This is a genomic window from Motilimonas sp. E26, from assembly GCF_021278025.1.
In the GTDB taxonomy this organism is placed as follows: Bacteria; Pseudomonadota; Gammaproteobacteria; order Enterobacterales; family CBDFNC01; genus Motilimonas.
This window is the reverse complement of the sequence record NZ_JAIBHJ010000004.1, coordinates 153,896-170,294: the sequence shown is the minus strand read 5'-3', so window position 1 is coordinate 170,294 and position 16,399 is coordinate 153,896. Positions and strand designations below refer to the sequence as shown.

The following is a 16,399-nucleotide window of genomic DNA, read 5'->3' as shown; positions in this document are numbered from 1 at the left end:
GTCTTTGCCACTGGCATTGAGCACAGGCATAGACCAAAGTTAACACAAAAAGGCATTCCTTTTTGCACAGCAAATTATCACCAAGTCGGTCTCAAATTGCTTTAGCCAAGCGCACCAATCGAATGTTACAAAATTGCTAATTTATGTGCATTTGCACAATCGACAACAAACACAAAAACACACCACCAATACAACTGATTGTATTTAAATAAAATTATTTAATGTGGAGACATTGATCACAATTATTTATGTTTAAGATCACAAACCTGTGCCACTGTGCTGGCAAGATATAATTGCACTAAACCATCTAGGCTTTGTAGATCAAGCCCAGTAATTTGGATAATTTTATCCAATCGATAGCGCAAGGTATTACGATGAACAAATAAGCTGGTGGCGCAAGCATTTAAATCACCAAAATGAGTGAAATACGCCTTAAGGGTTTTTTCCAGCTGGCCTGATTTATCTTGCTGGCGCAACATTTGATAGGGCTTGATCAGTTCTTGACCGCGCCAATCTTCCGCTAGCGCTGAAACTAACACTGGCAGTGATAAATCGTGATATAAGTATTGCTGTTGATCGGGTTGCAGTTGCTTGCCAACCGCTAAGGTTTGTAAAGCACTTTGATAAGACAAAGGAATTCGACTAACGCCATTACTGGTATCGAAGAAGTGGCCTAAGCCGACATTAATTTGGATCGTTTGCTCTTGTTCAATGCGCTGTAGCAAAGCGCTAATACGCTGGCGCTCTAACTCAGGCTGCCATTGTTGCTCCGCTAAAAAAGCGGGTTTCAGTACCACTAGCTCAGACATAGAAAGCATTGCCACTAAGTTGTCTCGCGCGGGGTACTCCAATAACTCAATCACGCGACGAATAGTTTGGGTTGAAACTCCTTGCCCTTGGCTTGCATTCAGCTCTATCACCGCAGCGACCCGTGGCATATAAATATCGATCCCTAAACGCTGCGCCCAATCAAGGCACTGTTCATGGCTGAGTTGGCCTTTCACCCATTGCACAATAAACTCTTCTTTATGACGGCGATCCCATTGTAATTTCTCCAGCAAGGCCGCTTGCTCTACGATCATTTCGGCGGTCATCTTTACTAACTTACCGTAATTGCGAATAGCATCTGGCTCGCCAGTGATCCCAACAACCCCTATTACATCGCCCGCAAATGACAAAGTCAGATTGATTCCAGGTTTTACGCCGACCAAATTATTGGCCGTTTCTAGATCTATTTCCACAGTGCGGCCGTTAGCAATCGCCAACAAAGCCCCTTCATGTACCGTGTTAATACGTTGAGTATCACCGCTAGCAAGGATCACCCCCTTGGCGTTCATGACATTGATGTTAAAACCAATGATGTCCATGGTGCGATCGACAATTTGCTGCGCTAAGCGGGGATCAAAAATATACATAAGCGGCCTTAGAGTGTTTTGACAAATGGCGTTTATACGCGCCCTAACAAACCTGATCTAATTGTATTAGTCGCCGCCATTGCTGCGCCAATAACTGATCACTCGCACTGGCTACGTTCTCAGGCTGCAGATACCACAACAGCTCTAATAAACGATAGCCTAAGCGATACAACGCCAGCTGCGACATATGACAGCCACAGCGCGCAATGAGTACAGCAGCTTGTGCATCCGATAGCTGTAAATCTTCAGCCAGAGCCGCAATATCAATTAAACGATTACCTATACTGGCATATTCCCAATCAAGTAATGCTAACCCCTGCTCAGAAAATAAAATATTATGCCGATGTAAATCGCCATGACAAAGGGTTAACTCAGTCGACGCAAAAGCTGGTAATAATTCAAGCTTGCCCACCATCGCATGTAAGCTTGCGCTACAAATATTTCCAGGAAAAACCAACACAGATTGATAAAGCTGCTGACAACGTTTAGCTAAGTTTAATTTAGGCAGCGCAGCATAAAGCGCAGGCGGCAAGCTGATGAGATTTAATTGCGCCAAGGCATCGGCAAGATGTTGCAGATAGCCAGCGCGGTTTGCTGACAAAGCAAAGTCCTGTGGGCTAAGGTGTATTCCAGCAAAAAATGCACTGATCAACACCCCGCCGTGACTGTAAATTAACTCAGGATAAAGTCCTCGCTGCGCCAGTTGCCGCAGTAGAGCTGCTTCGTTATCATCACTTAGCCAAGGTGTAACCTGGCTTTTAGGGGGCAAGCGCAGTACCCAATCGATCCCCTCACCCGCGCAGTTAATGCCGATTAAGCGCACACTTTGATGGCTAACACCTTGCGTTAACAGCAAGGCTTGACTGAGTTGAATATCCGCTAACGGCCCACCGACTTGCGACAAGCGATGGATTTGCTTAACACAAGCAAGGGGTAAGGCGTTTAGTACAAGGCTTCCCTCACTCACAATAAATTAAGCCGTGGCCAAGCTTGCATCGCCTGACTGTAAACGATAGTGACGATACCAACGAATAAAACCAATGACCGCCATCACTTCATAACTGATAAACAACAATGCGGTTAAATACAGCTCACGATCCACATACAAATAAATGGCACACGCATTGATCACTAGCCAGTAAAGCCAGTTTTCCAGTACCTTCTTGGCAACCATATAAGTGGTTAACACACTGGCCCAAGTGGTAAACGAGTCTAAATAAGGCAATTGCGCACCAGTATTCGCCGTTAAGAAATAGCCTGAAGCGAACGTTAAAACTATCACAACGGCAAAAGCCTGCATGTGTTGCTGTAACTGCCAGCGTACAATGGGACGTCCCGACACTTGCTCGCCTCCGGCAGGGTTGCGCCACTGATACCAACCATAGATGGCCATGGCCATATAGTAGGCATTCAATAACGACTCCATTATTAAACTGACGTCCCAAAACAGCCAAGTATAAATCGCGGTGCTGACAAAAGCGGCATACCAACACCAACTACTTTCCTTGATCGCCAGTACTAAATAAGCGATCGCAAGCACCACAGCCACTATTTCAAAACCAGACATCGCCGCCCAAGCCGCTTGAATATTCTGACTAAAAGATTCCGCCACCCACCTCACTCCTGTAAATCAGTAAAGGGTTCGCGGACATCTCGGCCGAGAATTTTCGCCACAAACACCGCAAAACCATATTGTTCAAACGATTTTTTTAATTCAATTTTGACGCAATCCATCACTTCATCATAATCACCAAAAAGCTGAGTGCTGGTGGCCGTGGTGATCACATCAATATTAGAGTAAGCGTTAAAACCTGCGATCACACTTTTAATGGGCGGGATAAAATCTTGATTGAACGGGTACATGCTAATTTCGACAGTGGCTTTCATGCTAAACCTAGGAAGTGAATGAAAAGAGATATGTTAGCAGTATGAGAAATAAAGCCTAATGAAAATAACCTCAAATTCATTTTTTATTTTCGGCAAGGCACAGCAAAATCAACGTGATAATGTTCATCGTGCCTAACCCAAGAGCGGCGTTTAGAAAACTTAACATGTTGCTTAAGGTAGCCGCCGTATTGCGTTTTAAACAAACCTTTTTGCAACTCAGGGGCGAAAATAACCCGCCACAAACCAACGCCATGGGCGCGAGCTTGTTTATGTAGTGCAACAATATGAGCAGCCATCGCGGGATAATCAATACTTAAACCATCGTATTGATTGTTACTATCTAGCTCGATGTTGTAGCCAAATTTATTCCACGGATAAGTGGGTAAATGCACCGACTTACCCGTGTTATCTATCATTGGCGTCATAAAATCAACTGACAGACCATTTTGATGGGTTTTGTGGGGACGAAACTTGCCGCCAGCAGCAAGCCCCGTTTCGGCGTATTTGTACACCTTATCAGGATGACTCTTAGCCAAATCAGCGTACGCAGCAAGCAAAATATCATGCACCTTACTGTGCACATAAGTACGTCCAGCCAAGCGTGCTACGTCGCTATAAGTGACAAAGTTTTTACCACTTCTAGGCAATTCTACCGCGTTTTCTAAGCGTCCTTTGCTGGTAGTGCCATAGCAAATACTCTCGGCAATTACCGGCATACTTAAACAACATAAACTTAAAAAATTAAGCAAGCGGCCCATATTAACCCTCAGGTAAGTATAAGGTCAGCACTTGCCCTACACGAATATGGTTACCCTTTATCTGATTAACCAAACGTATATCGTCAAGCTTGACTTGATGGTTCGAAGCAATGCGCAGTAACGAATCGCCCGCTTGCACTTTATATTGCTTAATAGACACATTTGTAGCAGGTACTTTTATTTCACTGCCCGCGCGTAACCCTTTCTTTAAGCTTGGATTTAAAGCAACAAGCTCCGTTTCGGTGACATCAAACCAACGGTTAAGACGACTAAATGTCATACCTGGCTGGATCGCGACCTTAATGTAACTAGCATTGCTTTGAGTTTGGCTTACCTCTTTGCTACTAGTACGGTTTGGCGAACGTTTGATAGTCGGTTTAATTTTGCGCTTAGCTTTAGCCAGTAACGCCTTTCTCTCCAGTTCAGCACTGGCACGAGTTGCAATATTCAACTGAGCACCAGCAATAAACTGTGGCTCAAATCCTGTTGCCGCGCTGATATGCAGTCCATCAACGGCGTTCACTGGATGGGCATTGGGATGAACAATAAAGTTATGCTGGTTTGTGAGAAACTCTTCGCCCACAAAATCAGGATTACGCGTTTCAAACTCTTTTTTATTCATGCCCAAGGCACTGGCTAGAGGCGCAATTTGATAATCCTTGTCGGTGATCAGAACCGACTCTGGCGCAGGCATCTTACCTTGACGCTTTATTTGATTAGCCAGCATGGTGGCAGCGATCCAACGCGGCACATAATGACGGGTTTCTTTAGGTAAATGAGAATAAACCGTAACGTAGTTGTAACGCTTAGAATCTACATGGACAAAACGCTTACTCACGCCATATTCACCTGCGTTATATGACGCAGCAATCAGCAGCGCATCATTACCAAATGCCGCTTCACGCGCTTGAATATATTTAATGGCCGCATCGGTGGCTTTCACCACATCTTTACGTTGCTCTGGCGTGATGCCTAACTCTTTTGCCGTTGCGGGCATTAATTGCCATACCCCATGAGCGCCTTTATTAGAAAGCGCGACCGTTCTAAATGCCGACTCGATCATTGCCAAATAGCTGTATTCAATTGGCAGGCCTGCTTGACGTAAACGGTATTGTAAATAAGGAATATACCGATTACCGCGAACCAAAGATCCGGTGACAAAATTAGTTTGATAAAAATAATCGTACTCTGCTTTAACCCACTCATAAAGCTGACGAATTTCGTCATTTTCAAGATCCACTTCAAGTGCTCTTAACACATCAAGGTAATCGAGCTGCTCAGCCGTTGGGCGCTTAAAAGGTGGCTCAACGGGTGCCATTTTCAACACCACCACTTTTTTCGGAGCAGGCTCGGGAGTTGAACTACAGGCACTGATAAATAAAATAAACAAAAAAACGCTAATAAATTTCACTGACTTTCTCCCTGCGCCATCACTCTATTGCAACATTGCGTTGCTGATTCACCCACCAATACATAAACGTTATTTTTTGTGCCAATTGGCCCACGGGTTACTCGTATCACCCTCATCTTGATGTCGAGGCTTAGATACTGCTTTGCCTCTTGGTGTTGACTTACTGTTAGGTTTAAACGACTTTTGCTTTTTCAAGGCTTGCTGCGCTTCGTAATCACGCTGCGCCTTTTCCTTCATTTCGGCAATCAGTTCAACGGTTAGCTCTTGCGGTGCGCGCGGTAAAATACCATCAGCAAAACCACGCTCACGCGGCTTTAGCTCGAACTGTTGTACGCTGGGTCTTGGCATGCGCTTAAAACGGTACAAGTAAAAATTTTCTACTTTGATTCTGGCCCATTCTGTTTTCTTTAAAAACTTCAGACTGCTTTCAATACTTGGATTGAGCTTAAAGCAATCTAAACGCAGCGCCTCATAAAGGATGCTCCAGCCATAAAAGTCCACCAACTCTGCCAGCAAAATTTCATTTTTAAGGCCATGCAAAGGGTTGTTTTGTTGTTTTTCAATCATGACTGCGCCTAACTACACCGAACAATGGGAAGTATCATACCAATCCCGCGAATAAGAAAAAGAATGATACAGGAAAGTAGCATAAGCAAGAATAAATAAATCTCACAGATCCGGCGATAGCAACAATTGAAATAACATAGAGCGGTGAGATTAAATAACTCAGTAATGGAGAAAAGTAGTTCAATGTAAAACAACAGCAATAAAATAATCCGCCTGACAAAAAACACCCGCTAATATAGCGGGTGTTACATGGCAGATAACGGCACTTTCAAGTCAGTCAAATCCGTTAAAGAATTTCTGCTACCGCTTGCTTTAGCTCTTGATCCCACACGCCCACTTGTACTTGGCCAATGTGCTGTTTTTGCAGTAATAACATGGCTAAACGAGACTGACCAATACCGCCACCAATGGTTTGTGGCAGTTTCGCGTCTAACAAGTCTTTATGCCAATCAAAGGCTAGGCGATCTTGATCACCAGTAATTTCAAGTTGTTTTGCCAACGCTTCAGGGTTAACGCGGATCCCCATAGAAGAAATCTCAAACGAATCTTCTAATACTGGGTTCCATACTAAAATATCGCCATTTAAGCCTGCGTATTTTTCACAGGTTGCCGTTGACCAGTCATCATAGTCAGGGGCACGGACATCGTGAATTTCGCCGTGAGAAAGGACGCCGCCAATACCGATTAAAAATACCGCGCCATGCTCTTTTGTGATCGCGCGTTCACGCTCTTTTGAACTTAGCTCTGGATATTGTTCAACCAGCTGTTGTGCGTGCACAAAAGTAATGGTTTCAGGTAAAAATGGTTTTAGATCATAAAGTGCATCAACCTGCGCTTCCGCTGTTTTAATGGCGCTGTATAACGTTTCAACGGTTGCCTTTAAATAATCTAATGAACGCTCAGTGCTGGCACAAATGACTTTTTCCCAGTCCCATTGATCAACGTACACAGAGTGGATTGGGCTAAGCTTTTCTTCGTCAGGGCGCAACGCCTTCATATGAGTGTAAATACCTTCACCAACTTGGAAGCGGTAATCACCTAGAGTTTTACGCTTCCACTTAGCCAAAGAGTGGACAACTTCGTAATCTTGGTCTTGTTCTGGCAGTGATTTTACTTTTACTGATACCGCTTTTTCATGGCCGCTTAAGTTGTCCTGAATACCGTCACCTACTTTCGCCAAAATAGGCGCTTGCACTTCAACTAGGCCGAGTTTTTCTTCTAATTGCGCCGAAAAGATTTGCTTAACTTTGCTGATTTGGCGCTGGCTTTGAATGTATTGACTGCTCATGAAGATATTCCTTTACTTAACGTGTTTTAATTATCTGGAACGAATCTTCACTTATTCACAACCTTTATTCAATATACCTTAATAAAAATAGCTTTATGATCCAATAATCGTTATTTTTAGTTCCATAATTTGGTGATTCAATAATTTTAGGTGGTATATATGCAAGATAATTATGAGATCGATAATCTCGATAAACAGATACTTCAAGCGCTAACAGCAAACGCACGCATACCTTACGCAGAATTGGCTAAAAACTGTTCAGTAAGTGCTGGAACAATCCATGTTCGGGTGGAGAAAATGAAACAAGCGGGCATTATTGAAGGTACGCGAGTAGCGATAAATGCCAAAAAGCTGGGTTACGATGTGTGCTGTTTTATAGGCGTAAACTTGACCAGTGCTAAAGATTATCCTGACACCATTAAAAGATTAGAAGCCCTAGAAGAAGTGGTTGAAGCCTATTACACCACAGGTAACTACAGTATTTTTGTCAAAGTCATGACCCGCTCGATTGATCATTTACAAGCAACCCTGATTAATAAAATCCAAACCATCGACGCAATCCAGTCAACAGAGACCCTGATCTCGCTGCAAAACCCCATTAACCGTGATGTGTTGCCGTAACACTTAAAGGAAGCTGCCTTGATATTGTCTAGGCGTTACCGCGAGACGCTTTTTAAATTGATGCTGAAAATGACTTTGGTCGTTAAAGCCTAATGCAAAAGCAGTGTCAGCAATACTTTGCCCTTGCTTAAGTTTACGTTTCGCCATTTTAATTTTAGCATCCAACAAGAAAGCATGAGGAGATAAGCCAAATGCAGCTTTAAAGCTACGAATAAGGTGATAACGGCTGATCCCGACTTCTTGCGCTAGCTCAGTAAGGGATGGCGCATTGTCTAGCTGATCAAGAAGTCGCTCTTTAGCGCGATATAACTGAGCACTTACACGCGACTCTGCGCGCATGGTAAACAATGGCATTAAATAACCAATCAACAATGTTTCCATTCTTAAGGGAGAGCTCGATTCACCAAGGGCTGAAAACAAGCGAGCAAAATCTTGGTAAGCTTGCTTATCTCGTCGTAAACATGTTGCAAACGATTGATAGTCTGCACTCGAGGTTAACTCACTTTCTTGTTGTAACTCTGCTAGCCAAGGCGTATCCAGAAACAGCATTCGATATGACCATAAGCCTTGTTTTGGGTTACAGGCGTGGACATCGCCGGGGTTAATCAGCACCGTATCCCCGACATGAATACTGTGCTTACGCGATAAATTTTGATAATCCGCAGCGCCAACATCAATCACTCCAAATGAAAACTCATCATGACTATGGGCTTGATAACAAGCCGACGATTGATTGGCTTGGCGCATTTCAAGCATAGGCATTATGCGATTTTGGTAAAAACGCTGTTGAGCTTGTTCCATCACCGTCTCCACAATTAAATGCTCATGCTAAGGTGTAAGTTGACGACCAAATAGTTAACACACTCAATACCAATAGCGCACTCATTAACCAATTAAAATAGCGTTGACGCATAGGATCAGCAAGAAGTTTTTGTAAGCCTTGGCCAAGTAACGCCCAGCTACTAATACCCACTGAGCACATAAGTAATGAGATCACCACAAAATAACCCAACAACAGTGCTTTATCAGCTTGCCCCGAAATAAATAAAGAGACGCCAGAGATTGAGACAAGCCACGCTTTAGGATTAAGTAATTGTGCCATCGCCCCTGTCATCATCGTCGGAATTGATGCAGGCTCGTGATGAGCAGTGGTGTCAACAGGAGTGGCAACAGCAATTTGATACGCCAAATATAATAAAAATAGTCCACCAAGGTAGCCCATGCCTTCTAGTACAAAAGGCCAACTCACCAAATACACTTGTACGCCTAGTCCTACTAGCCACACAATCAAGGTATATGCCAACGTTGCACCGGTAATATGGGGCAGCGCTTGCTTAAAACCATGCTGAGCGCCAATGCTAGTAGCAATGATGTTCACAGGACCAGGGGAAATGGCGCCGACTAGGGCAAATAGACTCATCGCGACAATCGCACTTATCATTATTTATCTCCAAAAGATGTTTTCATAACAATAATGCGAAGGTCACGTTAAAGATTGTAAAAAATTGCGCTGGTTTAAGCTAAAGGCGCATCAACTGCCTTAGTCTGCCTTAGCCAAATCGTCAGTTATCACCCGCTCAAACACTATCTCACCGTATTTAAACACCACAAATGCCCCCGTGGCCATTTTGACCCAAGGTTCACCTTCGGTCAGTGGGCGAGTCGCGATCACTGTGACAATATCATTGGGTGTGGTTTCTTGCTGAAAATCTATCACCATGTCTTCATCAATTAGGCGCGCCTTACCAAACGGCGCTCGACGTGTTAGCCAGTGTAGGTTATTGCTGCAATAGGCCAAAACATATTCACCATCACTGAGCAGCATGTTAAACACGCCTTTTGCTCTTAGGGTATCGCCAGATTGCGCAAGAAATTCAAATACTGGCGTGAGATCACTTGGCTTAGTTGGAAAGTGTTGCTTGAGTTGAGCAAGGATCCAGCAAAATGCTTTTTCACTGTCCGTTTCACCTATTGGCAACAAATCACCAGTGGGCAGATCGTGATAATCACTGAGTTGACCATTATGAGCATAAGTCCAGTGGCGCCCCCACAACTCGCGAGTAAAAGGGTGGGTGTTTTCTAAACTTACACCACCACGGTTAGCTTGACGAATATGGCTGATCACCGCTTCACTCTTTATCGGATACGCTTTGACTAACTCGGCTATTTCCGATTCGCAACTGGGCCGCGGATCTTTAAAGCTGCGACAACCTTTACCTTCATAAAAAGTAATGCCCCAACCATCACGATGTGGCCCAGTTTCACCGCCGCGCTTAACTAATCCCGTAAAGCTAAAACATATGTCGGTTGGCACATTCGCGCTCATCCCTAACAACTCACACATAATGACTCATCCTTTACTGAGCAGCCGAGCTCGCCATTTCTTTTTCAATAAGTAAAATTAATATATGGATAATTTTGATGTGTATTTCTTGAATGCGATCGGCATAGCCAAAATGTGGTACGCGAATTTCAATATCGGCTAGTCCCGCCATCTTGCCACCGTCTTTACCCGTTAGGGCAATGGTTTTCATGCCTTTGCTTTTCGCCACTTCAATAGCGTTTAAAATATTGACCGAATTACCACTGGTGCTTAACCCTAACAAAACATCACCAGTACGCCCTACGCCTTGAACATAGCGCGAAAAAACATGGTCAAAACCATAATCGTTACTGACACAAGACATATGACTCGCATCAGCAATAGCGATGCCCGGTAAGGAAGGTCGGTCATCACGGAAGCGACCGGTTAACTCTTCGGCGAAGTGCATCGCGTCACAGTGCGAGCCGCCATTACCACAAGAGAGAACTTTGCCATCGGCCTTAAAACTGGCTGCGATCATCTTGGCTGCCGCTTCAATCTTACTAAGGTTTTCAGGCTGACTAATAAAGTTATCTAAAACAGTCGCCGCTTCTGTTAATTCTGCTTGGATTATTTGCTGATACATGGCCTGCGCTCAACATACTATAAAAGCGGCATTGTGCCATATCTATGACTTTATTCCTATATACCCAATCAACTTGAAGATGCATGTTTCAAGCATCTCCAGGTTGATTAGGTATATACTCAAAACACTTCATCTATACTAACAAAGAGGTGATAGATGCTAAGTTTTGCAATTGTTTTAACATCAATTTTTACCCTACTGTGCTTGATTATTGGCAAAGCATCTTTAGCCAGTGCCACCTTGATTTTGGGTTTATTCTTTCTGTTTACTCTCTATTTGCAGTGGCTCCCCATTTCCGTATTTATTATTTACTTGGTATTAGCGTTATTACTCAATCATCCCCCCCTACGACAACGTTATCTCTCTCGCCCTTTACAGGCCTTATTTGTCCGCCGTAAAAAACACTGGTTACCTCCCCAACTCCCCCATAGTGAAGGTTGGCTAGAGCGAAAAATAATAACGGGGTTAATCCAATGGCACCATTTACATGCCCAGCCGGCGCCGCGCATCAACGCACAAGAGCAAGCTTTCCTTGATGGACCAACTCATCAATTATGCCAATTGATTAACAGTGAACCGTGCCAAGGTGGCATCAATGAAGCCTGCTGGCGCTATCTTAATCAACGCGGCTTTTTTGCTTTAAGCCAACCTTACCATTTAGGGGGGCATGCTTTTTCTTGCTATGGCATCAATAAAATCATCCAAAAAGTCGCCAGCGTAAACAGTGAGATAGCTGAAACCGTTGCGCTACATAACAGCTTAGGTAGCGCGTCATTTCTGCAACATTGTGCACCGCGCGAGGCTCAAAGTATTTGGCTTCGAGCAATTTGCAAGGGCCGAAAACAAGCGCTATTTAGTGTTGAACCCGCCACAATCGTGCAACAGATGACCCCACTTCAGGGTGAATTAACCATTGATAAACACCCTATCCCTAGCCCTGTTATGCCCGATTTATTAATTTTACCTGTGCGTTTAACAGCAAAGGGAGAAGAGCATTATCTATTAATTGAAACCGAGCACTGCAAACAACTTTCTTTTACCTGTCAAAATCAGTTGGGTAGTTTTTCTATCGCCGCTTACCCTTTCGCTTTATCTGACTTGATCTGCCCTGAGACCGTAAAACCTTGGTATTGCCGAGCGCAAGCGTGGTTAAAACTCAATTTAAGCGCCTTACAAGCCGCGCAAATGAAACAAGCATTAATTAGCACTCATTCAACAACTGATGCGCCCCTTGCAACACCAGACACCACAAAGCAACCCAGATCCGATCGATTAGTTGGGCTATTGCTGCGTGTCGCCTCCTTTGATGCTTGTATCGCCATGACCTGCTCCGCCACTGACAACGGCGAAAACCCTATATTGATTGCAGACTTACTCACTAATGAAGTTGACCATACGCGATCTCGTTATGTGCTGCCATTATCAAGCCAGTACTTTGAGTACCTTTATGCCTGTCACCCCTATTTATTGGATGAATATAAAAACTGTCAGGGACCGCAACAACTTGAACGATTTGACCTGCAAGTGATTAGCCACCTCGGCTTTACCCTTAACCAATTACTGATCGTATTTACCCATAAGTTTTTTGCCCGCTATCCCTACCGAGCCTGTGACCAATTTTATTTTAAGTTAATTAAACGCTACAGCCATATTTTGGCCGTGTTGGGCGAAGATTTACTGTTTTCTAGTCCACTCCCCGTGAGTCGGGATAAGCAGCAAGGCCGGCTATTACGCCTACTTTCACTGATCTATGCCATGACCGCTTTGCTGCGCAGTCATCAACACACTACCATCAAGTATTCGGCACTGGATAAAGTCATCAATGAAATAGAAGCATTACTGCAAAATATTTCGGGAAATATGAAAGGCTCACTGATTGGTCGACTCTTTTGTTGGCTTTTTTTACCAAACAATCCTTTGTATGTACCAGAATCAGATCAAAATTATCAATTAATTAGCCAGGAAATTGCCCAGCAAAAAATCAATTTTCAGCATCTGTGCGGCGATATCAATCAGGCTCAGCCAACCTCGCCAAGCTCTGATTAGTCATTAATAGTAGCTGAAGCACTATTAATTAACCGCTATGATGACGCTCGCTGCATCGCCCGCACGCGCAGTTTCGACCAACCAATGACCAGTAACTGTCCACCAGCCATCGCCGCCAAAAACAATAATATTTCTTGTTGTCCCGTGACTAAAGCCGTTAAAGCCGGCCCTGGGCAAATGCCCGCCAGTCCCCAACCCAAACCAAATAAACTAGCGCCAATAATAAGGGGCTTGTCGATAGCCGTTGTGGTTGGCACTTTCAGTACCTCGCCACTAATGGCTGTTTGACGCGGCTTAATAAACAAATGATAACAAGGGCTAAACACCAACAACGCACCGCCCATGACAAAGGCTAAACTGGGATCCCAGTTACCGCTGATATTTAAAAAGCCCATGACTTTGGCGGGGTCAACCATTTGCGAAACCACCATGCCCATACCAAATAAAATGCCTGCCAACAAAGCGATAACACGATTCATTAAAACCACCCTAGCTGTTCACGTAATAACACCACTAAAATCGCCACGCCCATAAACACCACTGTCGCCACCACCGAGCGCACAGAAAATCGCCCCATGCCGCAAATGCCGTGACCACTGGTGCAACCATTGCCTAACTTAGTGCCGATCCCCACTAACAGCCCAGCCAGCACATACAATAAAGTGGAGCCTTGCGGCACCTTCGCAATACTAAACCCCATCGGCAATAAGATAGCCGCCCCCAACATCATGCCAACCAAAAATAACACGCGCCAACTGGTGTCTTCTTTATGAGGGGTAAAAAGGCCCGACAATATGCCACTGATACCCGCAATTCGGCCTCGAAACAATAATAAAATCACCGCCGACAGCCCTAATAAAGCACCACCTGCGAGCGCACTCCAAGGAGTAAAATTTTCCACTTTATTTTCCTATTTTATTAATGGTTGCTCTAAGCCTTCGGCTCATCACAAAATGATTCTTTAAGCACGCCTAATAGTGCTTCAATACGATGGTCAGCAAGGGAGTAAAACACCTGCTGTGACTCTTTACGTACCTTCACTATATTTTGTTTACGCAGCACACTAAGGTGCTGTGAAAACGCCGACTGACTAAGCCGAGAATGTTGCGATAACTCGCTCACATTCATTTCACCTTGGGTTAATAAACACAGCACCATTAACCGATCTGGGTGCGCCACGGTTTTTAAAAAGTCAGCAACGACAGCCGACTGCTGCTGCATTGTTTCAATATCTATCATAGCTACCTCTTTAAGCTGTTCGGGGCATTTTAAGTGAAGCATATAAGATTAGTCAAAACTATTTTAGATTAAACTTAATTAGCAAAAACTAAAATACAATTTGATTTATTAGATTATACTAATATATTATTTCCCTAACGCTTATAGGGTCACCAAGGAGCATCAAATGAAATTAGAAAATGCGGTACGCGTGTTTGCAGGGTTCATGGTTTTATTGTCTATTGCGCTCACCTATTGGGTATCTCCTCACTTTGTATGGCTCACGGCTTTTATTGGCTTTAACTTAATTCAAAGCGCATTTACTGGAATTTGCCCAGCAGCAAGTGTGCTTAAAAAATTGGGCTTTCAGCCTTAAATTATATTCAACAAACTAACTTTATTAACATTTTTGAGTGAGGTTACATGACAAAAATTTTAATTATCGGAGGCGTTGCTGGTGGCGCCTCTGCTGCTGCCAGAGCACGCCGTTTAAGTGAAGATGCAGAAATTATCATGTTCGAAAGAGGCCACTACGTTTCTTTTGCTAACTGCGGCTTGCCATACCATATTGGCGGTGACATAAAAGATAAAAGCAAGTTACTGCTACAAACGCCTGAGAGTTTTCTTGCTCGTTTTAATGTTGACGTACGCGTGATGAACGAAGTCACTCACATCAATCGTCAAGATAAAACAGTAACAGTGAAAAACTTACTTGATGGTAGCGAGTATCGAGAAGCATACGACTTTTTACTGCTTAGCCCTGGTGCGGGCCCCATTGTTCCGCCTATCCCAGGTTTAGACAATCCCCTTACTCACTCGCTGCGTAATATTCCTGATATGGAGCGCATTCTAAACACCATCGAGATGAATAAGCCTGAGCATGCAACGGTTGTTGGTGGAGGCTTTATTGGATTAGAAATGATGGAAGCATTCCATCAACTTGGCATTAAAACAACGCTGGTCGAAATGGCCGATCAGGTTATGACCCCTGTCGATCGCGAGATGGCCGGTTTTGCTCATGCCGAAATTCGTGAAAAAGGAGTCGATCTTAAACTAGGGGTTGCTTTAGAGGCAGTTGAATACTTGCCTAGTGAACATATTGCAGATGTAAACTCGGGAGAGGATGCTGCCCATCAACATATTGAAGGCGAACTAAAACTGTCTCTTAACAGCGGAGAAACACTCACTACCGATATACTGATTATGGCGATTGGCGTACGACCTGAGATTAAGTTAGCGCAACAAGCAGGCCTGCAGATCGGTGAACTAGGTGGCATTTACACCAATGAAATGATGCAAACAAGCGACCCTGCTATATATGCTGTTGGCGATGCGGTTGAGGCCAAAGATTTTGTTACGAACGCACCGAGCTTAGTGCCATTAGCAGGGCCAGCTAACCGCCAAGGTCGCATGGCGGCAGACAATATGTTTGGTCGCAATGAAGCTTACCAAGGTACGCAAGGCACCGCTATTTGTAAAATTTTTGACATTGCGGTCGCTTCTACAGGTAAAAACGAGAAACAACTTAAGCGTGATGGTATCGAGTATGAAAAAGTATATGTTCATACTGCCAGCCATGCCAGCTACTACCCCGGCGCTGAAATTGTCTCGTTTAAAATGCTGTTTGACCCCAACTCGGGCAAAATTTTAGGCGCTCAAGCTGTCGGTAAAGACGGCATCGATAAGCGCATCGACGTAATGGCGGTGGCACAACGGGCAGGAATGACCGTTGAACAGTTACAGCATCTCGAACTTACTTATGCGCCTCCGTACGGCAGCGCTAAAGACGTGATTAATCAGGCTGCATTTGTGGCGAGTAACCTAATGAAAGGGGATGCGAAAGCCATACATTACCATGAAATAAGTCACCTAACGGATGAGCAAATACTGTTAGATGTGCGTAACCCCGGAGAGCTTGAAGCGATGGGTAGCTTAGCCGACGCAATCAACATTCCCGTTGATCAGTTGCGCCAACGTATTAATGAGCTGCCAAAAGACAAAGAGATCATCATCTATTGCCAAGTAGGTTTGCGCGGTAATGTCGCCTATCGTCAACTGGTTAATAATGGATACAAAGCGCGTAACTTGCTTGGCGGTTTACGCACTTACCAGTTCGCACAAGCTTAATGGGATAATCGCTCCGTTGATTTGGCGCACCTTGATGCGCCAAATCAAAAAAAACATGAGTTTAGCTCTGTACGACTAGAATAATTAAGTAGGTAAATGAGTAAACCAACACG

General features: G+C 44.1%; 19 protein-coding genes. 4 read left to right on the top strand and 15 right to left on the bottom strand.

Annotated features, from left to right (window positions below):
- Nucleotides 1-242: 242 nt before the first annotated feature.
- The 8 genes from K1M91_RS05155 to asnA all read right to left on the bottom strand — a co-directional run bounded on the left by K1M91_RS05155 (nucleotide 243) and on the right by asnA (nucleotide 7,326).
- On the bottom strand, nucleotides 243-1,415 hold the full coding sequence (locus tag K1M91_RS05155) for a sugar diacid recognition domain-containing protein (RefSeq protein ID WP_232800484.1): 1,173 nt from the start codon (nucleotides 1,413-1,415) through the stop codon (nucleotides 243-245).
- A gap of 43 nt (nucleotides 1,416-1,458) precedes the next feature.
- Nucleotides 1,459-2,382: a phosphotransferase gene (locus tag K1M91_RS05150; RefSeq protein ID WP_232800483.1), complete on the bottom strand. Its 924-nt coding sequence runs from the start codon at nucleotides 2,380-2,382 to the stop codon at nucleotides 1,459-1,461.
- Nucleotides 2,383-2,388: 6 nt separating this feature from the next.
- The gene (gene pnuC, locus K1M91_RS05145) at nucleotides 2,389-3,027 is read right to left on the bottom strand and encodes a nicotinamide riboside transporter PnuC (protein WP_232800482.1); all 639 of its coding nucleotides are present in this window, start codon (nucleotides 3,025-3,027) and stop codon (nucleotides 2,389-2,391) included.
- 5 nt (nucleotides 3,028-3,032) lie between these two features.
- Nucleotides 3,033-3,302, bottom strand: coding sequence for a YkoF family thiamine/hydroxymethylpyrimidine-binding protein (locus tag K1M91_RS05140; protein WP_232800481.1), 270 nt, complete (start codon nucleotides 3,300-3,302; stop codon nucleotides 3,033-3,035).
- An 83-nt stretch (nucleotides 3,303-3,385) separates the two neighbouring features.
- Nucleotides 3,386-4,060, bottom strand: coding sequence for a penicillin-insensitive murein endopeptidase (locus K1M91_RS05135; protein ID WP_232800480.1), 675 nt, complete (start codon nucleotides 4,058-4,060; stop codon nucleotides 3,386-3,388).
- A gap of 1 nt (nucleotide 4,061) precedes the next feature.
- Complete coding sequence (locus K1M91_RS05130; protein ID WP_232800479.1) at nucleotides 4,062-5,471, bottom strand: lytic transglycosylase domain-containing protein; 1,410 nt, start codon at nucleotides 5,469-5,471, stop codon at nucleotides 4,062-4,064.
- A gap of 69 nt (nucleotides 5,472-5,540) precedes the next feature.
- A complete protein-coding gene (locus K1M91_RS05125) occupies nucleotides 5,541-6,038 on the bottom strand; it encodes a VF530 family DNA-binding protein (RefSeq protein WP_232800478.1) in 498 nt (165 codons plus the stop codon).
- A 286-nt stretch (nucleotides 6,039-6,324) separates the two neighbouring features.
- Nucleotides 6,325-7,326, bottom strand: coding sequence for an aspartate--ammonia ligase (gene asnA, locus K1M91_RS05120; protein ID WP_232800477.1), 1,002 nt, complete (start codon nucleotides 7,324-7,326; stop codon nucleotides 6,325-6,327).
- A 159-nt stretch (nucleotides 7,327-7,485) separates the two neighbouring features.
- On the opposite strand from asnA, the gene asnC reads away from it, so the two are divergent.
- Complete coding sequence (asnC, locus tag K1M91_RS05115) at nucleotides 7,486-7,947, top strand: transcriptional regulator AsnC (RefSeq protein WP_232800476.1); 462 nt, start codon at nucleotides 7,486-7,488, stop codon at nucleotides 7,945-7,947.
- Nucleotides 7,948-7,950: 3 nt separating this feature from the next.
- Here asnC and K1M91_RS05110 read toward each other — a convergent pair whose 3' ends face one another.
- The 4 genes from K1M91_RS05110 to lpcA form a co-directional block, all read right to left on the bottom strand.
- Nucleotides 7,951-8,748, bottom strand: coding sequence for an AraC family transcriptional regulator (locus K1M91_RS05110; RefSeq protein ID WP_232800475.1), 798 nt, complete (start codon nucleotides 8,746-8,748; stop codon nucleotides 7,951-7,953).
- Nucleotides 8,749-8,770: 22 nt separating this feature from the next.
- Nucleotides 8,771-9,388: a LysE family transporter gene (locus K1M91_RS05105; protein WP_232800474.1), complete on the bottom strand. Its 618-nt coding sequence runs from the start codon at nucleotides 9,386-9,388 to the stop codon at nucleotides 8,771-8,773.
- 99 nt (nucleotides 9,389-9,487) lie between these two features.
- Entirely contained in the window at nucleotides 9,488-10,291 is an 804-nt protein-coding gene (locus K1M91_RS05100; RefSeq protein ID WP_232800473.1) for a class II glutamine amidotransferase, read from the bottom strand.
- 13 nt (nucleotides 10,292-10,304) lie between these two features.
- Nucleotides 10,305-10,895, bottom strand: coding sequence for a D-sedoheptulose 7-phosphate isomerase (gene lpcA, locus K1M91_RS05095; protein ID WP_232800472.1), 591 nt, complete (start codon nucleotides 10,893-10,895; stop codon nucleotides 10,305-10,307).
- A 156-nt stretch (nucleotides 10,896-11,051) separates the two neighbouring features.
- Between lpcA and K1M91_RS05090 the strand changes: the two genes are divergently transcribed.
- Nucleotides 11,052-12,941, top strand: a complete 1,890-nt coding sequence (locus K1M91_RS05090) for an acyl-CoA dehydrogenase domain-containing protein (RefSeq protein ID WP_232800471.1) — start codon at nucleotides 11,052-11,054, stop codon at nucleotides 12,939-12,941.
- Nucleotides 12,942-12,976: 35 nt separating this feature from the next.
- Here K1M91_RS05090 and K1M91_RS05085 read toward each other — a convergent pair whose 3' ends face one another.
- Genes K1M91_RS05085 through K1M91_RS05075 form a run of 3 tightly spaced genes read right to left on the bottom strand, consistent with a single transcriptional unit; the run spans nucleotide 12,977 to nucleotide 14,180 of the window.
- Nucleotides 12,977-13,420, bottom strand: coding sequence for a YeeE/YedE family protein (locus K1M91_RS05085; protein WP_232800470.1), 444 nt, complete (start codon nucleotides 13,418-13,420; stop codon nucleotides 12,977-12,979).
- On the bottom strand, nucleotides 13,420-13,842 hold the full coding sequence (locus K1M91_RS05080) for a YeeE/YedE thiosulfate transporter family protein (RefSeq protein WP_232800469.1): 423 nt from the start codon (nucleotides 13,840-13,842) through the stop codon (nucleotides 13,420-13,422). The genes K1M91_RS05085 and K1M91_RS05080 overlap by 1 nt, the downstream gene beginning before the upstream one ends.
- 29 nt (nucleotides 13,843-13,871) lie before the next feature.
- Nucleotides 13,872-14,180 (bottom strand): metalloregulator ArsR/SmtB family transcription factor, encoded by a 309-nt coding sequence (locus tag K1M91_RS05075; protein ID WP_232800468.1) that lies wholly within the window; start codon nucleotides 14,178-14,180, stop codon nucleotides 13,872-13,874.
- Nucleotides 14,181-14,346: 166 nt separating this feature from the next.
- On the opposite strand from K1M91_RS05075, the gene K1M91_RS05070 reads away from it, so the two are divergent.
- Both K1M91_RS05070 and K1M91_RS05065 read left to right on the top strand, forming a co-directional pair.
- Nucleotides 14,347-14,535 (top strand): DUF2892 domain-containing protein, encoded by a 189-nt coding sequence (locus K1M91_RS05070; protein WP_232800467.1) that lies wholly within the window; start codon nucleotides 14,347-14,349, stop codon nucleotides 14,533-14,535.
- Between the two features lie 47 nt (nucleotides 14,536-14,582).
- Nucleotides 14,583-16,286, top strand: coding sequence for an FAD-dependent oxidoreductase (locus K1M91_RS05065; protein WP_232800466.1), 1,704 nt, complete (start codon nucleotides 14,583-14,585; stop codon nucleotides 16,284-16,286).
- The last annotated feature ends 113 nt before the right edge of the window (nucleotides 16,287-16,399 follow it).

Bases quoted from the DNA above. Each gene is read 5' to 3' on its own strand.
- K1M91_RS05155 (WP_232800484.1), bottom strand. From the start codon at position 1,415: ATGTATATTTTTGATCCCCGCTTAGCGCAGCAAATTGTCGATCGCACC.
- K1M91_RS05140 (WP_232800481.1), bottom strand. From the start codon at position 3,302: ATGAAAGCCACTGTCGAAATTAGCATGTACCCGTTCAATCAAGATTTT.
- K1M91_RS05135 (WP_232800480.1), bottom strand. From the start codon at position 4,060: ATGGGCCGCTTGCTTAATTTTTTAAGTTTATGTTGTTTAAGTATGCCG.
- K1M91_RS05125 (WP_232800478.1), bottom strand. From the start codon at position 6,038: ATGATTGAAAAACAACAAAACAACCCTTTGCATGGCCTTAAAAATGAA.
- asnA (WP_232800477.1), bottom strand. From the start codon at position 7,326: ATGAGCAGTCAATACATTCAAAGCCAGCGCCAAATCAGCAAAGTTAAG.
- asnC (WP_232800476.1), top strand. From the start codon at position 7,486: ATGCAAGATAATTATGAGATCGATAATCTCGATAAACAGATACTTCAA.
- K1M91_RS05110 (WP_232800475.1), bottom strand. From the start codon at position 8,748: ATGGAACAAGCTCAACAGCGTTTTTACCAAAATCGCATAATGCCTATG.
- K1M91_RS05105 (WP_232800474.1), bottom strand. From the start codon at position 9,388: ATGATAAGTGCGATTGTCGCGATGAGTCTATTTGCCCTAGTCGGCGCC.
- K1M91_RS05100 (WP_232800473.1), bottom strand. From the start codon at position 10,291: ATGTGTGAGTTGTTAGGGATGAGCGCGAATGTGCCAACCGACATATGT.
- lpcA (WP_232800472.1), bottom strand. From the start codon at position 10,895: ATGTATCAGCAAATAATCCAAGCAGAATTAACAGAAGCGGCGACTGTT.
- K1M91_RS05090 (WP_232800471.1), top strand. From the start codon at position 11,052: ATGCTAAGTTTTGCAATTGTTTTAACATCAATTTTTACCCTACTGTGC.
- K1M91_RS05085 (WP_232800470.1), bottom strand. From the start codon at position 13,420: ATGAATCGTGTTATCGCTTTGTTGGCAGGCATTTTATTTGGTATGGGC.
- K1M91_RS05075 (WP_232800468.1), bottom strand. From the start codon at position 14,180: ATGATAGATATTGAAACAATGCAGCAGCAGTCGGCTGTCGTTGCTGAC.
- K1M91_RS05070 (WP_232800467.1), top strand. From the start codon at position 14,347: ATGAAATTAGAAAATGCGGTACGCGTGTTTGCAGGGTTCATGGTTTTA.
- K1M91_RS05065 (WP_232800466.1), top strand. From the start codon at position 14,583: ATGACAAAAATTTTAATTATCGGAGGCGTTGCTGGTGGCGCCTCTGCT.